Source organism: Sphingobium nicotianae (assembly GCF_018603885.1).
Lineage (GTDB): Bacteria > Pseudomonadota > Alphaproteobacteria > Sphingomonadales > Sphingomonadaceae > Sphingobium > Sphingobium nicotianae.
Window position 1 is genome coordinate 205073 of record NZ_JAHGAW010000004.1, and the last position, 21327, is coordinate 226399.

At 66.1% G+C, this 21327-nt stretch carries 15 protein-coding genes; 6 read left to right on the plus strand and 9 right to left on the minus strand.

What is annotated here, in order from left to right; genetic code table 11:
* Positions 1-8 precede the first annotated feature (8 nt).
* The 5 genes from KK488_RS07470 to KK488_RS07490 form a co-directional block, all read right to left on the minus strand.
* A complete protein-coding gene (locus tag KK488_RS07470; RefSeq protein ID WP_214622526.1) occupies positions 9-593 on the minus strand; it encodes a DUF1989 domain-containing protein in 585 nt (194 codons plus the stop codon).
* Positions 590-1273, minus strand: a complete 684-nt coding sequence (gene gntA, locus KK488_RS07475; protein ID WP_214622527.1) for a guanitoxin biosynthesis heme-dependent pre-guanitoxin N-hydroxylase GntA — start codon at positions 1271-1273, stop codon at positions 590-592. The genes KK488_RS07470 and gntA overlap by 4 nt, the downstream gene beginning before the upstream one ends.
* 265 nt (positions 1274-1538) lie before the next feature.
* The gene (locus KK488_RS07480) at positions 1539-2804 is read right to left on the minus strand and encodes a spinster family MFS transporter (protein ID WP_214622528.1); all 1266 of its coding nucleotides are present in this window, start codon (positions 2802-2804) and stop codon (positions 1539-1541) included.
* Positions 2805-3677, minus strand: coding sequence for an alpha/beta fold hydrolase (locus KK488_RS07485; RefSeq protein ID WP_214622529.1), 873 nt, complete (start codon positions 3675-3677; stop codon positions 2805-2807).
* 22 nt (positions 3678-3699) lie between these two features.
* Complete coding sequence (locus tag KK488_RS07490) at positions 3700-6069, minus strand: TonB-dependent receptor (protein ID WP_214622530.1); 2370 nt, start codon at positions 6067-6069, stop codon at positions 3700-3702.
* A 112-nt stretch (positions 6070-6181) separates the two neighbouring features.
* Between KK488_RS07490 and KK488_RS07495 the strand changes: the two genes are divergently transcribed.
* On the plus strand, positions 6182-6802 hold the full coding sequence (locus KK488_RS07495) for a TetR/AcrR family transcriptional regulator (protein WP_214622531.1): 621 nt from the start codon (positions 6182-6184) through the stop codon (positions 6800-6802).
* 116 nt (positions 6803-6918) lie between these two features.
* Here KK488_RS07495 and KK488_RS07500 read toward each other — a convergent pair whose 3' ends face one another.
* Genes KK488_RS07500 through KK488_RS07510 form a run of 3 tightly spaced genes read right to left on the minus strand, consistent with a single transcriptional unit; the run spans position 6919 to position 12590 of the window.
* Complete coding sequence (locus KK488_RS07500) at positions 6919-8340, minus strand: efflux transporter outer membrane subunit (RefSeq protein ID WP_214622532.1); 1422 nt, start codon at positions 8338-8340, stop codon at positions 6919-6921.
* Positions 8341-8342: 2 nt separating this feature from the next.
* Positions 8343-11477, minus strand: coding sequence for an efflux RND transporter permease subunit (locus tag KK488_RS07505; RefSeq protein ID WP_214622533.1), 3135 nt, complete (start codon positions 11475-11477; stop codon positions 8343-8345).
* Between the two features lie 9 nt (positions 11478-11486).
* The gene (locus KK488_RS07510; protein WP_250890163.1) at positions 11487-12590 is read right to left on the minus strand and encodes an efflux RND transporter periplasmic adaptor subunit; all 1104 of its coding nucleotides are present in this window, start codon (positions 12588-12590) and stop codon (positions 11487-11489) included.
* A gap of 159 nt (positions 12591-12749) precedes the next feature.
* Here KK488_RS07510 and KK488_RS07515 point away from each other — a divergent pair, with 159 nt between their 5' ends.
* Both KK488_RS07515 and KK488_RS07520 read left to right on the plus strand, forming a co-directional pair.
* Positions 12750-13481 (plus strand): response regulator transcription factor, encoded by a 732-nt coding sequence (locus tag KK488_RS07515; protein ID WP_214622535.1) that lies wholly within the window; start codon positions 12750-12752, stop codon positions 13479-13481.
* 41 nt (positions 13482-13522) lie between these two features.
* Positions 13523-14563: an ATP-binding protein gene (locus tag KK488_RS07520; RefSeq protein WP_214622536.1), complete on the plus strand. Its 1041-nt coding sequence runs from the start codon at positions 13523-13525 to the stop codon at positions 14561-14563.
* A gap of 126 nt (positions 14564-14689) precedes the next feature.
* On the opposite strand, the gene KK488_RS07525 is transcribed toward KK488_RS07520, so the two are convergent.
* Positions 14690-15580 carry a LysR substrate-binding domain-containing protein gene (locus KK488_RS07525; RefSeq protein ID WP_214622537.1) on the minus strand — a complete coding sequence of 297 codons (891 nt, stop codon included), beginning with the start codon at positions 15578-15580 and terminating at the stop codon, positions 14690-14692.
* Positions 15581-15951: 371 nt separating this feature from the next.
* Here KK488_RS07525 and KK488_RS07530 point away from each other — a divergent pair, with 371 nt between their 5' ends.
* From KK488_RS07530 to KK488_RS07540, 3 genes are all read left to right on the plus strand, one after another.
* Positions 15952-18462, plus strand: a complete 2511-nt coding sequence (locus KK488_RS07530; RefSeq protein ID WP_214622538.1) for a TonB-dependent receptor — start codon at positions 15952-15954, stop codon at positions 18460-18462.
* Between the two features lie 97 nt (positions 18463-18559).
* The gene (gene gabT, locus KK488_RS07535) at positions 18560-19840 is read left to right on the plus strand and encodes a 4-aminobutyrate--2-oxoglutarate transaminase (protein WP_214622539.1); all 1281 of its coding nucleotides are present in this window, start codon (positions 18560-18562) and stop codon (positions 19838-19840) included.
* The gene (locus KK488_RS07540; RefSeq protein WP_214622540.1) at positions 19837-21294 is read left to right on the plus strand and encodes an NAD-dependent succinate-semialdehyde dehydrogenase; all 1458 of its coding nucleotides are present in this window, start codon (positions 19837-19839) and stop codon (positions 21292-21294) included. Before gabT ends, KK488_RS07540 begins: the two co-directional genes overlap by 4 nt.
* Positions 21295-21327 lie beyond the last annotated feature (33 nt).

Sequence of the window (21327 nt, forward strand, 5' to 3'; positions counted from 1 at the left end):
CGCCCGGCTCATTCGATGCGGTAGTCGATCGGCTTGAAGCTGCCGCCGTTGCTCGCATAAGCGGAGCAGGCGGTGAGACCGATAACGAGATCCATGAGTGCGAGAAACGTGATGCTGTCGCCCGGGCGGCTCGTCGGCGGCAACACGGATATCCTGCCGTCCGGGCCGATCGGGACATTCATGAACACATTGAACGCCACCGGGATGGCATCCTCCGCAACGCCATAGGGGGCGAGCGCCTCGGCCAGATTGCCGAAACAGCCCCGGTGCAAAGGCTTGTCCGGATAGAAATGGAGGAAGGTATCGATGCTGCAGGGTGTCAGGAGAAAATCATGGCAGCCGACCGTGTCCGCCTCGATTTCCAGCATGGCTCGCGACCGGTTCGACCAGAGCCGGTTGCCTGTGGTCAGCCTGATGCTTTCTTCATAATCGAGCGTGCGGCCATTGCTGATCGCCTCGCGGACGTCGCCCTGGGCGAACGCCAGCAGGTCGGCGACCTGGCTTCCCTGGGGGTCGATCACCGTCAGGCGTTGCCCTTCGGCCAGTCTGAAGGCCACGCCTGATCGCGGCTCGATCCGGACCGTCGGCGTCATGCCGCGGCCCGTGGATCATGGAATGGGCATTTCCAATCCGCGCTCACTTCCCGGCCGCTATATTGCGCGGCCTCGCTCGCTTCGCCGTGGCGCGCCAGCATCGGGTTGACGGACCCTGCGAGGCGCTCGTCCCGTTCCAGGATGGTCTCGCGGATGGTCTCGTATCGCCCTTCCTGACGCAGCAACTCGAACTGATCGTGGAGATTGAACACGATCACGGGCCGCTCGAACCGGCGCGCGGGGCGGCTTGCGGCGGGATGCAGGCCGACCGCGAAGAAAGCCTCGCCGCCGAAGCTCAGCGAGAAATGCGGATTGATCGGGTCGGCGCTCACCCGCTCGTCATAAGGGAGGCCCAGCCAGGCATCCTTGTCGGCGAGCGATTGCAGCCGATCCCACAGCGCCTGCTCGAAAGCCGCCTCGTCGAGCGGACCGGACTGCGCGAAGATGACCGCCAGGCTGCGGAACAGACCCGGCTCGGAGCGATAGGCGTTTGACCAGATCATCAACTCGTCGTGAAGGCGCAGATCATCCCAGGCGCTTTCGATCGACCATCCCACGAGCGTCTTGAGGGTGCCGCGCGACAGGGCGGACTTGGCGCCCACGCAGGGAAATTCCTTGGCTCGGATAAACTCTTCAAACGCGCTCCTGAGGCGCTCGCTTTCACTTGGCGAAACCAGCATTCATTCCGTCCTGTATCTGAGGTCCTTTTCCAACCGCCGGCCGGCGACTTCGTTCCGGGAAATAAGGCGCTGAGATACTGATGCTTGTTAAGATCCGACCCCGTCAGCCTGTTCGCACATGTCGGACCGTGGGACGGTGCGCACTCCAGTCCATGCTCGTCATTCCGGATGGGCCCATTGCCTTCGCGGCATCGCGGCTGAACGAACGACTGCTTCTATGTAGCAGGCTCAGCGACCGGAACGGCGGCTCTTGGGGCGGCAGCGGTCAAACGTGCCAGTCACGTCTCAACCGCGGGCCTGCCAGGGCCATAAAAAGCGCGGCCACAGCGTATAGCGCCAGAGAATAGAGCATCGAATAACGCAGCGCCTCCGTGCCATAGTGAGGCGTAAGGGCGTCGGAGAGTGCCCCCAGCGCGTATATGCCGCCACCCAGGCCGATAAGATTGTTGATCAGCAGGAACAGGGCCGATGCGGTCGAGCGCGCGAACGGTTGGACGAGATGCTGGACGGCCGAGAGGATCGGCCCCAGCCATACATAGGCCATGGCCTGCGGAATCAGGAACAGGACGAAGGCCCAGCGCGCACTGCCGCTGTAGATGCCCGCTGCGAAAAAAGGCACGCCGACGACGAAAGCGCAGGCCGGCACATAGGCGAACCAGGCCCGGTCGCGAGACCCCAAGCGGTCGCCGAGCCAGCCGCCCAATGATATGCCTGCAACACCGCCCGACAGCAGCACCGCTCCGATGAAATGGGATGTTTCCACGAGGCCGAGGCCGAAGCTGCGGCGCAGCAAGCTCGGCAACCAAAAGGCGAGGCCATAGCCGAGCATGGAGCTGGTCGCCGCGCCGAAGGAGAGCAGCCAGAAAGACGGCTTGGCAGCGAGCGTGACGACGATGCTCCGGAAGCGTACGGCATCGGTTGCATCGGTCGTCTCCATGGACGGGCGTCTGTCTTTTGCGATCAGCTTGAAGAATGGCGCGATCAGAAGGCCGGCAAGGCCGACGACGAGGAAGGCCGTGCGCCAATTGACCTGTGCGGCGATATAGCCGCCCGCCAGCACGCCGGCGGCCGAGCCGAGAGGAATTCCCAGCGAATAGACCGACAAGGCGAAGGCGCGACGATGGCTCGGAAAATAGTCGCCGATCAGCGCGTAGGACGGTGCGACGCCGCCAGCCTCGCCGATGCCGACGCCAAGGCGCGCAAGAAAGATATGCCAGAAGCTTTGCGCTGATCCGCACAAGGCCGTGAAGCCGCTCCACAGGACGAGCGATATGGTGATGACCCAGCTCCGGCTCGTCCGATCCGCCAGCCAGGCGAGGGACACGCCGAGAGTCGAATAGAGCAAGGCGAACGCCAGGCCGCCGAGCATCCCCAACTGGCCGTCGCTGAGGCCGAGGTCCGCCTGGATCGGCGCGGCGAGGATGGAGAGGATCTGCCGGTCGACGAAATTGAAAATATAGACGATTAGCAGCATGCCGAGCACAGCATTGGGGTGCGGTCCTGCCCGCCGCTCGGATGCGTGCCTGGTCATTCAGCCCAGATGAGCTTGCAGAAATGCATCGATCGCCTCCCGCGCTTCCGGTTCGTCGAGCAGGGGCGCATGCCCGCGCCCGGGGACCTCAACGGCCGCGAACGGCCCGCTGTGCCGCTCATCCATGCCTATCACGGTCTGCGCGGCAAGCAGATCGGACAATGCGCCGCGCAAGACCAGCACCGGTTTGACAGCGAGGCCATCCCAGAGGGGCCACAGATCGGGCGGGACAGTGGCCGGTTCCTCGCCGCCGATGCTCTGCGCGATAGCGGGATCATAGGCGAAGCGGATGCGACCGGCGCCATCCTCCCGGCAGGTGCGGTGCGCGAAGGCGAGCCAATCCTCGAGACCGAAATCCGGAAAGGCCCCGGCATTGATCCGGGCACAGCGCGCGGCGGCGGCCTCCCAGCTCCCGAATGCCGCGCTCGGCCCGACATAGCCCTGGATGCGGGCAAGGCCCGCCGGATCGAGTGCCGCGCCGATATCGTTGAGGATGATCGCCGCTATGCGCTCAGGCTGCATATTGGCCATGATCATCGCCATGAGGCCGCCCATCGACGTGCCGATCAGGCCCACGCGATCGATACCGAGGCCGTCGAGCAGAGAGATCATGTCCGCGCTGTAGATATCGGGCCGATAATGGCTGGGGTCCGGATCGGGGTCGGACAGGCCCCGTCCCCTTTGGTCCGGCACGATCAGCCGGTAACGCCCCGCCAGGTGGCGCGCGAGCGGCTCGAAATCGGCGCTGTTGCGCGTGAGGCCGTGCATCAGCAGCAAGGGATGCCCGTCGCCCGGATAGATCCGGGCGAAGAGGCTGAGCCCATCGCTCGCGCTGGCGAAGCGATATGGCTCATAAGCGGGGGCTGGCCTCATCACGGCGATCCTGCGTGCGGGCTCAGAAGCTGAGGGTGGCCGTCACGAAGACCTGGCGGGGATTGCCATAGAAAGCGGTCAGCGTGCCTTCCTTGCCGAGTGTCGGGATCAGCTGGCCGCTGGCATTGGTCAGCAGCGCGCCGGTGATCGCATTGGCGCCGACGAACGTATAGCCCGAGGTTTTGTAGCGCTCGTTCGTCAGATTCTTGCCATAGACGCCGAGCGTCCAGCGCTTTTCGGGAGCGGTGTAGGTGATGCTCGCATCCCACAGCGCATAATCGCCCTGATCGATATAGGGATTGGGCACCTCGAACTGGAAGGTCTTGCCGCGCCAGGAGACGGTGCTGCTGAGATCGAGATCGCCGGCACCGATCGGCGTCGTATAAGCGAGGGTGCCGCTGGCCGTCCATTTGGGCGTGTTCTGCACCTTGCGGAACGCGGCCACATCGACCGGGCCGGTACCGGCGATCTGCGTGATATATTCCTTATATTTGGCATCGATATAGCCGAACGAACCCGAGTAGGTCAGCCGGTCACCGGCCGCCAGCAGATTGCGGGCGAGGCGGATGTTGCCCTCCGCCTCGAAGCCCTGGAGGCGCGCCTTGCCGGCGTTGGTGATGATGCCGCAAAAGGTCGGGATGCCGCCCACGGTGCAGCCGGCCGAGCCTGGAATCTGCACATCCTTATAGTCCATGCGGAAAGCGGCGAGCGCGACGTAGAGCGCCCCGTCGAGCAGGTTGCCCTTGTAGCCGATCTCGTAATTGTCGACCGACTCCGGCCGGAACGAGAGATAGGCCGCGACCTCGGCATCGCTGGGGATCTTGCTCGCGTTGCTCGTCGGCGCGTTCACGCCCACGCCGCGCGGATCGAACCCGCCACCCTTGAAGCCCTGCGAAAAGCTGGCGAAGAAATTGTGATCCCGGGTGGGCTGGAAACTCAGCGACACGCGCGGCGTGAACTTGTTGAACTCGCGCTCGCCGCGGAAATTGGTGCTCGCCGCGCCGAATGGCGTGCCGGCGCCGCCGAAGACCGGGGAGCCGCCACCGGAATAATTCTGGCGCAGGATGCGTGCGCCGCGCTTGTCCCAGGTGTAGCGGCCACCGATGTTCAGGCTGAGCTGATCGGTGAGCTTGTAGGTGAAGTCGCCGAAGATCGCATAAGTGTCGGTCGTGACGTCCGCTTCCGTGAAGGCCGTGAGGCCCGCGATCGTGGTGAAGATGCGCACGTCGAACTGCGTGTCCGCCTTGGCGCTCAGATAATAGCCGCCCAGAAGGCCGGTGAACGGGCCGTCATTGTCGTAGAGCAGCTGCACCTCCTGGCTGAACTGCTCGTTTCGATAATAAGCCGGCACGTCGACATCGACCGCCGGCAGGGCGTCGAAGTCGATCGGCGAGGCGCTGCTGTCCTTGCGCCAGCCGGTGATCGAGCGCAGCGTGAAGCCGCCGCCAATGTCCGCCGTGGCATTGGCGGCAAGCCCGTAGGCCTCGACATATTGCTTGGGATCATTGAGACCGCCACGCGTGTCGAATACGTCGCCGAGCACCGGCGCGCCGGAGGCGAGACCGGTGATCAGGCGATGACCGCCGCGGGGATTGCTGTTGTCCTTGGTATAGTCGCCCGAGATGCGCAGAAGCACCGGTTCGCCATAGCCGCCCAGCTCCAGCGTGCCGCGCGCGGCCCAGATGTCCTTGTTGTAGTTGGCTTGCCCGGTGGTGAGATTTCGCCCGAAGCCGCCGCGCGAGAGGCGCGCGAGCGATCCGCCGACGCGGACGATGTCGCCGACCGGCGCGGAGACGGTGACGATCCCATCAGCCTGGTCATCGGTGCCGTATGTCGCCTTGACCTTCAGCGAGAATTCCTGGGGCAGCTGCTTCGTCACATATTTGACGGCACCGCCGATCGTATTGCGGCCATAGAGCGTGCCTTGCGGGCCGCGCAGAACCTCGATGCGCTCGACGTCATAAATGTCCAGCACCGCCGCCTGCGGACGGTTGAGATAGACATCGTCGAGATAGATGCCGACGCCCTGCTCGAAGCCCGAGACCGGATCCTGCTGGCCGATGCCGCGAATGAAGGCCGAGAGCGTCGAGTTGGTGCCGCGCGATGTCTCCATCGTGACATTGGGCGTCGAAGAAGCGATGTCGGTGATGTCCAGCGCGCCGCGCTTGTCGAGCTCGGCGCCACTGAAGGTCGAAACCGCGATGGGCACATCGACCAGCCGCTCCTCGCGCCGGCGGGCCGTCACGATGATGGCGGCGGCATCCTCCTCCGCGTCTGCCGTCTGGGGCGCTTCCTGGGCTTGCAGGGGCGCGCTCAGGGTCAGGCCCGAGGCGGCGAGCATGCTCGTCAGGACGAAATTCGCGCTGGTCTTGAGGAAATGAGCCTGGCCCATCTGATCACTCTCCCTGGATTATGCTTGTCTGGGGCGAGTTATATTGAGAGTTGAACCATCTTTCAACTATTGTTGTTTGCCATGCCTCCGCTAAGCGGTTAGCTGTGACAAAATGACCAGAGCCGAGGCCCAGAGCCCTTCGTCCACGAGCAAGGAACCTCGCACCGAGCGCGGCCGGCGGACACTGCGGAGGCTGCTGGACGCCGCCGCGATCGAATTTGGCGAGAAAGGTTTCCACGAGGCGTCGATCACCGGCATCACCAGCAGGGCCGGCACAGCGCTTGGCACCTTCTATACCTATTTCGACTCGAAGGATGAGATCTTCCGGGCGCTCGTGCAGGATCTGAGCAACAGGGTTCGGGTGACGGCGGGGCAAGCGCTGGTTGGCGAAATGTCTCCCCTCGAAACCGAGCGTCGCGCCCTGTCGGCGTTTTTGAGTTTCGCGCGCGAGCATAAGGAAATCTACCGGATCATCGACGAATCCGAGTTCGTTGATCCCGCCAGCTATCGAAGCCACTATGAATCCACGGCCCGCCGCATCCTGGAACGTCTCCACCGGGGCGCGAAACAGGGCGCCTTCCGTGAAGGTCTGCGCGAGGAACATGCGTGGGCGATCATGGGCATGAACGTGTTCCTGGGCCTGCGGTACAGCATTTGGTCCGAGGGCGAATCTGTCGACGAGGTCGCGGAGCTGGCCAATTCCATCCTGAGAGAGGGGATAGCCGCCGGCTAGTCGCGAGCAGGCGACGTGAGGCGCAGCGCCCGGCAGGCGCGATGCCGCCACGGATGTGAACGAGTTGCCACTTGTGGGTGTTCCGGTGGCAGGAGCGCGGCCGCCGGCCGCCTCCGCTACGCGCCGTCGCCGCCTCCGAGCGCGCGATACAGACCCGCAGCGCTGGAGAGTTCCTGCCGCCGCAGGTCGAGCAGGGCTTGCCGCGCGGCATAGTCGTTGCGCTGCGCGTCGAGCAGCTCCAGGCGGCTGTCGAGGCCCGCGCGATAACGCAGCGTCGAGAGCGCGACCCGCCGTGCCGATGCCTGCGTCGCCTTGCGCTGCGCGTCGGACTGGCGGACGAAGGTCGCGCGGCCGGCGAGACCATCGGCGACCTCGCGGAAGGCGGCCTGGATGGCGCGCTCATAGTCGGCGACCGCGATCGACTTGCGCACTTCCGCCAGCCGCAGCTCGCCGCGCAGGCTGCCACCCCGGAAGATCGGCTGCGTCACCTGCGGCGAGAAGGACCAGCTGCGGTTGTCCCCGTCGAACAGTCCGTCGAGCGCCAGGCTGGTGAAGCCGAACATCGCGGTCAGCGAAAGGCGCGGGAAGAAGGCCGCCCGCGCCGCGCCGACGTCGGCATTGGCGGCGACCAGCGCATGCTCGGCCTGGCGGATGTCCGGGCGGTTGCGCAGCAGATCGGACGGCAGCCCGGCGGGCAGCTGCGTACGGATCGGCTGTTCCATGAGGCTCATCGGCGCCGGCAGATCGCCCGGCAGCGGCGCGCCGGCGAGCAGTTGCAGCGCATTGCGGGCCTGCGCGAGCGCCCGCGTCCGCATCGCATGGTCGGCCTCCGCCTGGCGCACCTGCCCCTCGGCCTGCGCCAGATCCAGCCCGCTCGCCTGCCGCGCCGCGTGGCGTCTCTGCGTGATGTCGAGCGAGGCGGTCCAGTCCGCCAGCGTCCGTTCGGTGAGCGCCAGCTGCTCCTGCGCGAGCCGCTCCTCGAGATAGGCGTCGACCACCGATCCGATCAGCGCGATCCGCGCCGCCCGCCGCCCCTCGTCGGACGCGAGATAGCGCTCGAACGCCGCCTGGCTCTGCGAGCGCAGCCGGCCGAACAGGTCGATCTCGAAGCTCGTGAGCGCGGCGCTCGCGGTATATTGCTCGAACTCGTAGCCGCTCGGCCCGCCGCCGCCGCCCGGCAAGCCGCCAATACCCGCCGTCGCCGCCGCGGTCGGAACGCGCTGGCGGGTATAGCTTCCGGTCGCGTCGACCTGCGGCCATTGCGCGCCGCGCGCGACGCGGAACTGGGCCCGCGCCGCCTCGACGTTGAGCGCCGCGATGCGCAGGTCGCGGTTATTCTCCAGCGCCAGTGCGATGATCCGCTGCAGGCGCGGATCGTCGAACATCTCGCGCCAGTCGATCGTCGCCGCGCTGGCCGCCTCGGCAGCCTCCGCATCGGGATAAGTCGGCGCGACGGGGGCGGGCGGCACCGCCAGCTTCGGGTTCATCGAGCAGGCGCCGGTCATCAGCAGCAGCGCTATCATCGGGGGCTTGCGCATGATCATCCCTCCACCGCCTGCTCGGCCGCCGGGCCGGCCTTGCCGCGCCGACGCCGCACGCGCTCGACGAGCCCCAGCACCACCACGAAGAACACCGGCACGAAGAAAATGGCGAGCGCCGTCGCGCTGATCATGCCGCCGAACACGCCGGTGCCGATCGCCCGCTGCGTCTCCTTGCTCGCGCCGCTCGCAATCATCAGCGGCACCACGCCGAGCGTGAAGGCGAGGCTGGTCATCAGGATCGGGCGCAGGCGCAGCCGCGCGGCATGGATCGTCGCGTCGATCGTCGACATGCCCTGTTCCTTCGCCGTCTTGGCGAACTCCACGATGAGGATCGCGTTCTTGGCGGAGAGGCCGATCAGCGTGATGAGGCCGACCTTGAAGAACACGTCGTTGGGGAAGCCGCGCAGCAGCACCGCCGCCACCGCGCCGATGAGGCCAAGCGGCACCACCAGCATCACCGAGAGCGGGATCGCCCAGCTCTCGTAGAGCGCGGCGAGCACCAGGAACACGACCAGCATGGAGAGCGCCATCAGCACCAGCGCCTCGTCGCCCGCCAGGATCTCCTGCAGCGACTGCCCGCTCCACTCGACCGCGAAGCCGGGCGGCAGCTGTGCCGCGAGCCGCTCCATCTCGGCCATCGCCTCGCCGCTCGAATGGCCGGGCGCCGCCGCGCCGGAGATGCGCATGGCCGGATAGCCGTTATAGCGCACGAGCTGCAGCGGGCTCTGCTCCCATCTGGGCGTCACCACCTCGGCGAGCGGCACCGGCTGGCCGGCGCTATTGCGCACATAGAGCTTGAGCACGTCCTCCAGGTGCATGCGCGCGGAGGCTTCCGCCTGCACGATGACCTGCTGCATGCGGCCTTGATTGGGGAAGTCGTTCACATAGGTTGAGCCCATGGCGGTGCCGAGCGTGGCGGCGATGGATTCGAAGGGCACGCCGAGCGCCTGCGCCTTCTGCCGGTCGATCTCCAGCTTGATGCTGCTGCCGGGCGGCAGGTTTTCCGGATAGACGCCGACCAGCGCCGGGCTCTTGGCCGCCATGCCGAGCAGCTGGAACTGCGCCGCCATCAGCGCCGCGTTGCCGTGTCCGGCGCGATCCTCCAGCCGCAGCGAAAAGCCGCTGGTCGTGCCCAGCCCGTCGATGGAGGGCGGCATCACGCTCATGATCATGCCCTCGCGCACCACGGACGTCGCCTGGTTGGCCCCGGCCACTTCGCCTGCAGCGGTCGCGCCCTTGCGCTCGCCCCAGGGGCTGAGGATGGTGAAGGCGATGCCGACATTGGAGCCTGCGCCGGTGAAGCCCCAGCCCTGTACCGCTTCGATGTCCGCGACCCCCTTGCGGCCGACGCTGTGCTTCTCGAGCACGTTGATGGCTTCCATCGTCCGCTCCGCGGTGGCGTCGGGTGGCAGCTGGAACAGGGTCAGATAATAGCCCTGGTCTTCTTCCGGCAGGAAGGCGGAGGGTATGTTCATGAAGCCGACGCCGAGCAGCACGAGCACCACCGCGAACGCCGCCATCATCCGGCCGGTCCGCTTGAGCAGCCTGGTCACCCAGGTCTGGTAGCCGTTGGCCATGGCGTCGAACTTGCGGTCGAACCAGGCGAAGAAGCCGCGCTTCTGCTCGTGGCCGTGCACGGGCTTCAGCAACGTCGCGCAGAGCGCGGGCGTCAGCGTCAGCGCCAGGAAGGCGGAAAACAGGATGGAGACCGCCATGGAGACGGTGAACTGGCGATAGATCGCGCCCACCGAACCCGACGAGAAGGCCATCGGGATGAACACGGCGGTCAACACCAGGGTGATGCCGATGATCGCGCCGGTGATCTCGCGCATCGCCTTGCGCGTCGCCTCCAGCGGCGAGAGCCCTTCCTCCGCCATGATGCGCTCGACATTCTCCACCACCACGATCGCGTCGTCGACGATGATGCCGATCGCCAGCACCATGCCGAACATGGTGAGCACGTTGATCGAGAAGCCCGCGATCAGCATGACCGAGAAGGTGCCGAGCAGCGCGATCGGTGCGACGATGGCGGGGATCAAGGTGTAGCGGAACTTCTGGAGGAAGAGGAACATCACCAGGAAGACGAGCACCATCGCCTCGACCAGGGTGGTCAGCACCTTCTCAATCGAGATCTGGACGTAGGGCGCCGTGTCGAACGGGACGCGGTAGGTGATATTCTGCGGCATTGCCTTGGCCAGCTCGGCCATCCGGTCCTTCACGGCCGCGGAGGTAGCGACGGCGTTGGCCCCGGGCGCGAGTTGCACGGCGACGAGCGCCACCGGCTTGCCGTTGGAGCGGGTCTTGAACCAGAAAGCCTGCGAGCCGAGCTCGACGCGCGCGACGTCGCCGAGCTTGACGCTCGATCCGTCGGGATTGGCGCGCAGCACGATCTGCTGGAACTGCGCGGGCGTCTGCAACTGCCCATCGATGAGCAAGGGCACGGTGACACGCTGGCCGTTCGCGGTCGGCTCGCTGCCGAGCGCGCCGGGCGCGATGAGAGCATTCTGCGATCCGATCGCCTGCGTCACATCGTTCATGGCGAGGTTGACGGCGGCGAGCCTGGCCGGGTCCACCCAGATGCGCATGGCGCGCTCCGATCCGAACAGTTGCACGCGGCCCACGCCGTTCACGCGCTTCAGGTCCTCGACCACATAGCGCGCCGCATAGTCGGTCAGCGCCGTCGCATCGAGGCTGCCATTCTTCGATTCGATGTTGACGAGCTGGAGGAAGTTGGGGTTCGCCGCCTCGACCACGATGCCGAGCTGGCGCACCACCTGTGGCAGGCGCGGTTCGGCCGTCTTCAGGCGGTTCTGCACGTCCACCTGCGCCAGTTCGGGGTCGGTGCCCGGCTGGAAGGTCGCGGTGATCGTCGCCTGTCCCGAGGTGTCGACCGAGCTCTCGAAATAGAGCAGCTTCTTGACGCTCGACAGCTCGCGCTCGATCAGGCTGACGACGCTGTCGTTCATCGTCTGCGGCGTCGCGCCCGGATAGGTCGCGGTGATCTGGATGCTCGGCGGCGCGATGCTCGGATAGCGCTCGATCGGCAGCTGCGGGATCGAGATCGCGCCGATCAGCACGATGATGATCGCGATGACCCAGGCGAAGACGGGCCGGTCGATGAAGAAACGGGGCATGAGCCGGCCTCAGCGCTGGGCCGGCGCGGCGCCGCGCCAGGGTTGCGCCTTCACGACCGCGCCGGGCCGGACGCGATCCTGCCCCTCGACAATCACCGTCTCGCCGGCCTTGAGGCCGCTGGTCACGATGACCTTGCCGTCGCGCGTGTCTCCCGTTTCGACCGACCGGGGCGCGACCTTGCCGTCCTTGCCGACGACGCTGACGCTCGCCTTGCCGCTCGGGTCGCGCTGCACGGCCTGCTCCGGCACGGTCAGCGCATCGGGAATGGCGAGGCGCGGAAGGCGGGCGCGGACGAACATGCCGGGCAGCAGCGCCCGGTCCGCATTGGGCACTTCGACGCGGGCGACCACCTCGCCGGTGCTCGGGTCCACGCTGATGCCGGAGAAGAGGAGCCGGCCCTTGACGGCAAGCGCACGCCCGTCGCTGGAGACGATCTCCACCGGAGCGCCCTGGGCGGCAGTGCCGGCACGCGCCGCCTCGCGCAGCATTTCGAGGCGGGCGGCCGGCTGACGCACGTCCACATAGACGCGGTCAATCTGCTGGACGGTGGCGAGCGGCTGCTCGCTGGTCATGCTGGCAAGCGCGCCCTCGGTGAACACCGCCTGGTCGATGCGCCCGCTGATCGGCGAACGCACCGTCGCGAAGCCGAGATCGACCTGCCTGCGCGCCAGATCCGCCCGGCTCGCCGCGAGGTCGGCGGCGGCCTGGTCGCGGGTGGCCACGACATCGTCATAATCCTGTCCGCTCACCGCGTCGGCCTTCACCAGCGGGGCGAGGCGCTTTTCCTGCAGATTCGCCCGCGCGAGCGCCGCCTGGGCGCGCTGCACGGCGGCGGCCGCGCTGTTGGTATCGGCGCGGAACGGGGCGGGGTTGATCTGGAAGAGCGGCTGGCCGGCGCGCACTTCGGTCCCCTGCTCGAACAGCCGGCGCTGGATCACGCCGTTCACCTGCGGCCGGATTTCGGCCACACGGAACGCCACGACCCGGCCCGGCAGTTCGTCCGCCACGGCCATCTGCGAGGGGGCAACCCGCACGACGGACACGTCTGGCGGCGGAGGCGCGGGGGGAGGCGCGTCTCCGGAGCAGGCGGACAGCGCCAGTGCAGAGGCCATGACGATCAGGGCGTGGGGACGCCCGGGGCGGGAGGGTATCATCATCACTATGCTCTGGCTTTCCTGTCGGCCCGGCCTTTGCACTCGCCTTGTCGAGTAACTGTCGGCAAAATGTGGAGGGAGTGTGGAGATGCGTGGCGGGCGCGCTGGATCTGGCGCATGATGAGGGGAACGGAGTGCCTGCCGAGCATGAATGCCGACAATGCCCTGATCCTGGTCGCCGAGGACGAGCCCGAGATCGCCGAGGTCATCGCCGCCTATCTGGAGCGCGAAGGCTTCCGCACGGTGCGCGCCGCGGACGGCCGCTCGGCGCTGGAACTCCATCTCGCGCTCAAGCCCGATCTCGTCATGCTCGACGTGCAGATGCCGCGCCTCGACGGCTGGGCGGTTCTCGCCGAACTGCGCCGGCGCGGCGATACGCCGGTCATCATGCTGACGGCGCTCGATCAGGATATCGACAAGCTGCAGGCCCTGCGGATCGGCGCCGACGATTATGTGGTGAAGCCGTTCAACGCCGTGGAGGTGGCTGTGCGCGCCCGCGCCGTGCTGCGCCGGTCGGGCGGGGGCAATGGCAAGATGCTGCGGGTCGGGCCGGTCGAGGTGGATCTCGACAGCCATCTCGCCAGCGTGGTCGCCGGCGGGGACGCCGATCGCGTGTCGCTGCCCCTCACGCTCACCGAGTTCCGGATCCTCGCCCATATGGCGCGGGCGCCCCGCCGCGCCTTCTCGCGCAGCGAACTGGTCGATGCCTGCCTGCCCGGCGGCGAGGCGCTCGACCGGACCGTCGACACGCATCTGAGCAAGCTGCGCCGCAAGCTTGAGGAAGCGGGCGCGCCGGGGCTCGTCAACAATGTCCGCGGCGTCGGGTTCAGGCTGGCGGACGTGTCGTGAAGCGGCCATCCTCCGGCCTCGGGCGGGAGATCATCCTGTCCATGGTGATTGCCACGCTGACATCCGTCATGGTCGCAATCGCCGGCCTGTATATCTTTTACGGCATCGTCATCCGCGTCGCGCCCGACCTCCTGTTCCCGCTCAACGACCAGTGGCTGCCGCGCGGGGTCGAGTGGCTGGTGATTCTGGCGATGTGCATCGTCGCGGCCGGCATTTCCGCAGCGATGGCGACCCGTCTTGCCCGCCGGGTCGTCAAACCGCTCGTTTCCGTGGCGCAGAGTGCGCGGAGTATCGTCGCTCGGGACCTGACCGCGCGGGCCGACGCCGGCGAGGGCGCCACGCTCGAGGCGACCATGCTGGTCGAGGACTTCAATCATCTCGCCGAGGAGCTGGAGCGTGCGTCGGAGGCGCTGCCGCGCTGGAACGCGACCATCGCGCACGAGCTGCGCACGCCGGTGACGATCCTCAGCGGCCGGCTGCAGGGGCTGGCCGACGGCGTGTTCAAGCCGGACGAGACCTTGTTCCGCTCGCTCGTGGCGCAGGTCGATGCGCTGGCGCGCCTCATCGAGGATCTGCGCACCGTCAGCCTGCTCGAGGGCGGGCGGATGGAGATGCAGTTTCAGTCCGTGGAGCTCTCCGGGGAGATCGAGGCGGTCATCCGCCTCATGCAGCCCGTCCTCGAATCCGCCGGCTTCACCATCTCCGCGGTTCTCGCCAAAGGTTACTGCGATATTGACCCCGCCCGCATCCGCCAAGCCCTCCTCGCTCTTTTGGATAATGCCAGGCGTCATGCGAATCCTGCGCAGATTGACGTCGTGCTTCAAACTGAGAAAACGCGTGTACGTCTCAGCGTCGCCGACCAAGGCCCTGGGCTGGGTGCGGACTTCGCTAAGCACGCCTTCGAACCTTTCCGGCGCTATATGGAGCAGGGCAGCAGCGCGAAGGGCAGTGGTCTCGGCTTGTCGGTGGTTCGGGTCATCGCCAAGGCGCACGGTGGTGATGTGACCTATGAAGCGATAAACGGGGGGGCATGTTTTTGTATAGAATTCCAGCGACGTAACCAGAATGCCCAGGAGGCTTAGTGGGTAGGATCACCTCTGCCTCCACCGTCATCTCGGTTATTCGGTGGCTGGATGACCGTGCCTGAAAGCCGCTGTTGGTTCATCGGTGAGCGGAAGGCAGCAGCGCCCCTGGCAAATCAACCACCCTCATGATCGACCAGCTTCCCGGATCAACCAGTTGCGGAAGCGAGCGAGCGTACCGTTGTGCCAGCGATCCGATCGCGCCGTGAAGTGGTAGCTGCCGATCGAGGCAGGTCTGAGAGGAAGGTCGGTGGGCTTCAAGGCGACGAGCTGGCCGCTGAGCAGGTCGTTGCGAGCCAAGAAGTCGTTGGCGAGCGCGATGCCCTGGCCGCTCTTTGCCGCGTCGAGCATGACGTGGGCGTGCCAGAAGCGCGGCCCCGCGATGGTCGATGGCGGCAGCGCTATGCCCTGACTCTCGAACCAGAGCCGCCATTCCGCGTCGCTTTCCTCATGGAGCAGCCGCATGCCAAGCAAGTCGCGCGCCTCGCGCAGGCGGCCCGCGATCGACTCGGCAAAGGTCGGGCTGGCGACGGGGTAGACGGTCGGGGTGGCGAGCTCGATCCACCGGCATCCGGCCGGCACGGTCGTCGAGGCGGTATGACGCACGTAACGGATATCGCCGTCCGCCTCGTTGATCGCGAAGTCCGGGCCATAGTCCATCGATCGCAGTTCGAAGGCGATATCGTCGTCCTGGTCGGCGAAGGCAGAGAGGCGCGGGCTCAGCCAGTGATAGGCGAAGCCGGGACTGCACCAGATGAGCAGTTGCTGGTCATGTCGCTTGCGCAGCATCAGAGTCGCGTTGGATATCTCCTGAAAGGCGGCCGAGATACGCCGGTGATATTCCGCGCCGTCGCTGGTGAGCGCACGCATACCGGCGCGGCGATCGATCAGAGCAGTGCCCACGAACGCCTCGAGCGCCGAGAGATGACGGCTCACGACGGCATGATCCACCTCCAGCATCTGTGCCGCTTTGCGAATGCCGCCGACCCGCCCGAACGCGTCAAAAGCGCGGAGCATGGCGAGCGAAGGCACTGTTCGGGATGGGGTCATCGGCTAATCTCGTCATCTTCTGGTGACTGAATCGCACAGCGTGAAATGGATCACGGCATGCCTGCGCAGAAAATGCCGCATTGTCGGGCGATTGCAAGATCAAGTCGCATGCGGGTCTATTCAAAGTGGTGTTAAATGCGCACCATTCCGCAACATGAAAGCACCTTCTGCAGATGCCCCGTCGTCATAGGATTGCAACACCGAGACGGCCGGACCCGGCAGACCAAATGACAAAGGGCCGCGCCACAACCAATCGAAACAAGGGGTTTAGCATGCGGCATTTGGATCTGTTGAAGAGTAGCGTCGCGAGGATCGCGCTGTCACTGACCGTCGCGACCATGGCCATGCCCGCCCAGGCGCAGACGGCTGCCCCCGAGGGGGCGGAGGATGGCGGCGAGATCGTCGTGACGGCCACACGCAAAAGCGAAGCGCTCTCCAAGGTTCCGATCAGTGTCACGGCCCTGACGCAGACCGAGATGGTCAAGCAGGGTCTGCGCAACGTCGACGACATCGCGCGCCTGACGCCCGGTGTCTCGATCCGCAAGAGCGGCACTGCCGTCAGCAACGTCTCGATCCGCGGAATCTCCTCCGCTGCCGGCGCGTCCACCATCGGCGTCTATATTGACGATACGCCGATCCAGGTGCGCGCGCTCGGTGTCGCCTCCTCGATCATGTATCCGGCGCTGTTCGACCTGGAGCGCGTCGAGGTGTTGCGCGGCCCGCAGGGCACGCTGTTCGGCGCCGGTTCGGAAGGCGGCACGATCCGCTTCATCCAGCCGGCGGCGAGTGTCACGGAATGGACCGGCCGGGCGCGCGGCGACCTCGCGACCACGACCAACGGTGCGGAAAGCTATGAGGCGGCGTTGGCGGTTGGCGGCCCGCTCGTGGCCGACAAGATCGGCATTCGTGCCAGCGCCTACTTCCGGCACGATGGCGGCTTCATCGACAAGGTGACCGGTACGCCGGTGGTGCAGAGCACGACCGGCGCACTGGGTGTGCGCTCGCTCACCTTCACCAACCAGAGCCTCTACAAGGCGGACGTCAACTCGTCCGACACCTTCGCGGCCCGCCTGGCGATGACGTTCAAGCCGTCGGACACGGTCACCATCACACCGTCCATCAACTATCAGAGCTTCTATACGCCGGATGCAACGCCCAGCGCATGGGCGTCGCTCTCCAACTTCGACACGGCGGACTATGTTGCGCCGCGCTGGAACCCGACGGTCGATGCCACCCATCTGGCGCTCAACGTCAATTCTGGCGAGCCGCAGAAGGACAAGTTCCTGATGCCCTCGCTGAAAATCGAGGCGGAACTCGGCTTCGCCGACCTCATCTCGACGACCTCCTATTTCAAGCGCGATACCAGCCAGACGCTCGACTACACGCAGATCTACGCGGTTTCCTATGCCGGCCGTCAGGTGCCGTCGGCCGGTGACGTCGCAGTCTCGACGGTCAGCAACAGCCAGCGCAACTGGACGCAGGAGGTGCGTTTGCAGTCGTCGAGCGGCGGTCCGCTCAGTTGGGTGGCCGGCGGCTTCTATTCACACAATACGCAGCAGGCAATCCAGCTCTCCGAAACCAATTTCCTGCCGTTCCTCAACCCGCTGTTTGGTGTCTCGAACGGCGGCGCCCCCTTTGGGCCGGGTTACAGCGCGTTCCTCAATTTCTACGGCGTGCCGCAGCTCAACGGCACGGCGAGCTATTATTCGAACTTCAAGGCGATCGACACGCAGCTCGCCGGCTTTGCCGACGCGACCTATGAAATCACCAGCAAGCTGAAGGTGACGGCGGGCATTCGCGTCGCCCGCAACAAGATTGAATATGTCGCCTCCTATGATGGCCCGGCGAACAATCTGAATGCGCCGCGCGGCCTTGCCTGTGTGCCTGGCACCGGCACTGGCACCATCCCATGCCAAGCCGTCATCATCGGCCAGTACAAGCCCGGTGAGGGGCCGTTCGCGCCGCGTTATCTCAACAGCGCAGCATCGGGCTCCGACACTGCCGTCACGCCCAAGTTCGGCATCAGCTACCAGGCGACGCCGGATAGCATGATCTATGCGACGGCCAGCAAGGGCTTCCGCCCGAGCGGCGCGCAGATCGCCCTGCCGGGCAACTGCAACGCCGAACTGGTGCAGCTTGGCTATGCCAATTCGAATGGGCAGGCGCAGTCGCCGCAGACCTATGGCGCGGACTCGGTCTGGTCCTATGAGGCAGGTGCCAAGACGCGCCTGTTCAACGGCGTCGTCTCGCTCAACGGCAGCGTGTTCCACATCAAATGGTCGAACATCCAGTCGACCGTGGCGGTGAACAGCTGCCTCCAGTCGCTGACTGACAATCTCGGCTCCGCGACCAGCGAGGGCTTCGACCTTTCGGCCGTCATCAAGCCGGTACAGGGCCTCAGCCTCGCCGCGCAGGTCGGTTACACCAATGCCCGGTTCGATAATGACACGGTCATCAACGGTCGCCGGCTCTACACGGGCGGTTCGGCGCTGCCCAACTCGGGGTCGCCCTGGACGGTCACTCTTTCTGGCGACTTCCGCTACCCGGTCGACGAGAAGACCTATTATATCCGCGGCGACTATACGCTCAAAAGCCGCGAACGCCGCACCGGCGCGACCGATCCAGGCTCTTTCTCCTATGATCCCAATGCGCCCGTCACGGCTTCCTACGAGATCGTGAATCTGCGCGGCGGCGTGGAGTTCGGCAAGATCGATCTGTCGCTCTACGTGAACAACGCCTTCAACGCCGCGCCGCAGCTCGGCCTCGGCCATACCCGCAACCAGCCGGTGTATACGACGTTCGTCGTACGGCCCCGCACCGTGGGCTTGACGGCAGCCCTCAACTTCTGACTTCCTCCCACTGTCTGGCATGGCCGGGGCCACCTTCTCCGGGGCCCGGCCATCTTCCGTGACGGCGCACGACCATCAAGGAAAGACCACCTCGTTTATGTCGAATGATGAATTTCTCGCACGGCGCGAAAAGGCTGTCCCCAGGGGCGTCTCCACGGCCACGCCGATCTTCGCGGATCGTGCGCTCAATGCGGAACTCTGGGATGTCGATGGCAATCGCTATGTCGACTTTGCAGGCGGCATCGCCGTCCTCAACGTCGGCCATCTTCATCCGCGCGTCATCGAGGCGGTCTCGACCCAGCTTACCCGTTTCTCGCACACTTCGTTTCAGGTTACCGGCTATGAGAGCTATGTCGCGCTGGCCGAGCGGCTGAACGCGCTCGCGCCCTTCTCGGGCGAGGCCAAGACGATCCTGTTCACCACCGGCGCTGAAGCAACCGAGAATGCCGTGAAGATCGCGCGAGCGGCGACCGGGCGCACGGGCGTCATCTCCTTCACCGGCGGCTTCCATGGGCGCAGCGCGCTTGCCAGCGCGATGACCGGCAAGGTCAATCCCTACAAGTGGCAGTTCGGTCCTTCGCTGCCGGATGTGTATCATCTGCCGTTCCCCAACCCGGCCTATGACACCACGGTGGCGGACAGCCTCAAGGCGCTCGACTTCCTGTTCGCGGCCGATCTGCATCCGCGCAGCGTCGCGGCGATCATTATCGAGCCCGTGCAGGGCGAAGGTGGCTTCAACGTGGCGCCGCCGGAGCTGATGAAGGCGCTGCGCGAGGTCTGCGACATCTATGGCATCAAGCTGATCACAGACGAAGTGCAGAGCGGCTTCGCGCGCACCGGCAAGATGTTCGCCGTCGAGCATAGCGGCATCGAGCCCGATCTGGTCTGCGTCGCCAAGTCGCTGGCGGGCGGCTTCCCGCTGTCCGGCGTCATCGGCCGGGCGGAGATCATGGACGTGGTGGAGCCGGGCGGCCTCGGCGGCACTTATGGCGGTTCGCCGATCGGCTGCGTCGCCGCACTCGCCGTGCTCGATATTATCGAGGACGAGAAGCTGCTCGATCGCTCGCAAGCGATCGGCGCCCGCATCCGTACCCGCATCGAGGGCTGGCGCACCCGTAACGATCTGCTCAGCATCTCCCCGCCGCGCGGCCTGGGCGCCATGATCGGGTTCGACGTGCTCGATCCGCAGGACGGCATGACGCCGCTCGTCAATGGCGGCAAGCTGGTCGCGAACAAGGCACTCAAGGCCGGGCTGGTGCTCCTCAACTGCGGCAGCCGCGGCGAGACGATCCGTGTGCTCGTACCGCTGACGGCATCGGACGCGATCGTCGACGAGGGGTTGGATTGCCTCGAAACGGCGCTGTCGGCGGTCGCATGAGCCTGACGCTCGATCGCCCCGACCTGCTCCGGCAGCAGGCCTATATCGACGGAGCCTGGCTGGGTGCCGAGGCTGTGATGCCGGTCGAGGATCCGGCCACCGGCGAGATGATCGGGAGCGTGCCCGCGCTTGATGGCACCCATGCCGAGCAGGCGGTGGCCGCCGCGCAGGCCGCCCTTGCGGCCTGGCGCGCGCGCACGGCTGGCGAGCGAGGGGCGATCCTGCATCGCTGGAGCGACCTCATGCGAACGCATCAGGAAGATCTCGCGCGAATCATGACCCGTGAGCAAGGCAAGCCGCTCGCCGAGGCGCGCGGCGAAGTGGCCTATGCCGCGAGTTTCCTCACTTGGTTCGCCGAAGAAGCGCGTCGCAGCTATGGCGACGTGATCCCCGGCCATGGCGCGGACAAGCGCCTGATGGTGACGCGCGAGCCGATCGGCGTCGTCGCGGCGATCACGCCCTGGAACTTCCCGCTCGCAATGATCACCCGCAAGGCCGGGCCGGCGCTCGCGGCGGGCTGCACGATGATCGTGAAACCCTCGGAGTTGACGCCCTTTTCAGCGCTGGCGCTCGCGCTGCTGGCCGAGGAGGCCGGCGTGCCGGCGGGTGTGCTCAATATCGTGACCGGACCGGCACGCGGTATTGGCGACGTGCTGGTCTCGCACCCCGCCATCGCCAAGCTGAGCTTCACCGGCTCGACGGCCGTGGGCAAGATGCTCGCCGGGCGCGCCATGGATACCGTGAAGCGCGTATCGCTGGAACTGGGTGGCAATGCCCCGTTCCTCGTCTTCGACGATGCCGATGTGGATGCGGCGGTCGACGGCGCCATCGCGTCGAAGTTCCGCAATGCGGGCCAGACCTGCGTGTGCGCCAATCGCTTTCTCGTACAGGCCGGCATCTACGACGCGTTCGTGTCAAAACTGGCCGAGCGGGTGAAGGCATTGCGGGTCGGCAATGGTTTCGCACAGAGCGTCGAGGTCGGGCCGCTCATCAATGCCGCCGCGCTCGAGAAGGTGACGCGGCATGTCGTCGATGCGCTCGCGCGAGGGGGCCGGTTGCTCGCCGGAGGAAATGTCGTCGAGGGCGCCGGGCAGTTCTACGCGCCCACGCTCATCGCCGACGTACCGGCCTCGGCGCTGTTCTGCCGCGAAGAGACGTTCGGGCCCCTCGCGGGTATCGTGCGGTTCGAGACCGAGGCGGAGGCTGTCGCCATGGCCAACGAAACGCGCTCGGGCCTCGCCGCCTATCTCTTCACCCGCGACCTGTCGCGCAGCTACCGCGTCAGCGAGGCGCTGGAATATGGCATGATCGGTCTCAACACCGGTCTCATTTCCACCGAGGTCGCGCCGTTCGGCGGCGTCAAGGAGTCCGGCTTCGGTCGGGAGGGGTCGCGGTACGGCATGGATGAATATCTCAACATGAAGCTGGTCTGCACGGCGGTTTCGCTTGGCTGAACCCTTCGGGACGCGCCGATAAAAGGACAATAA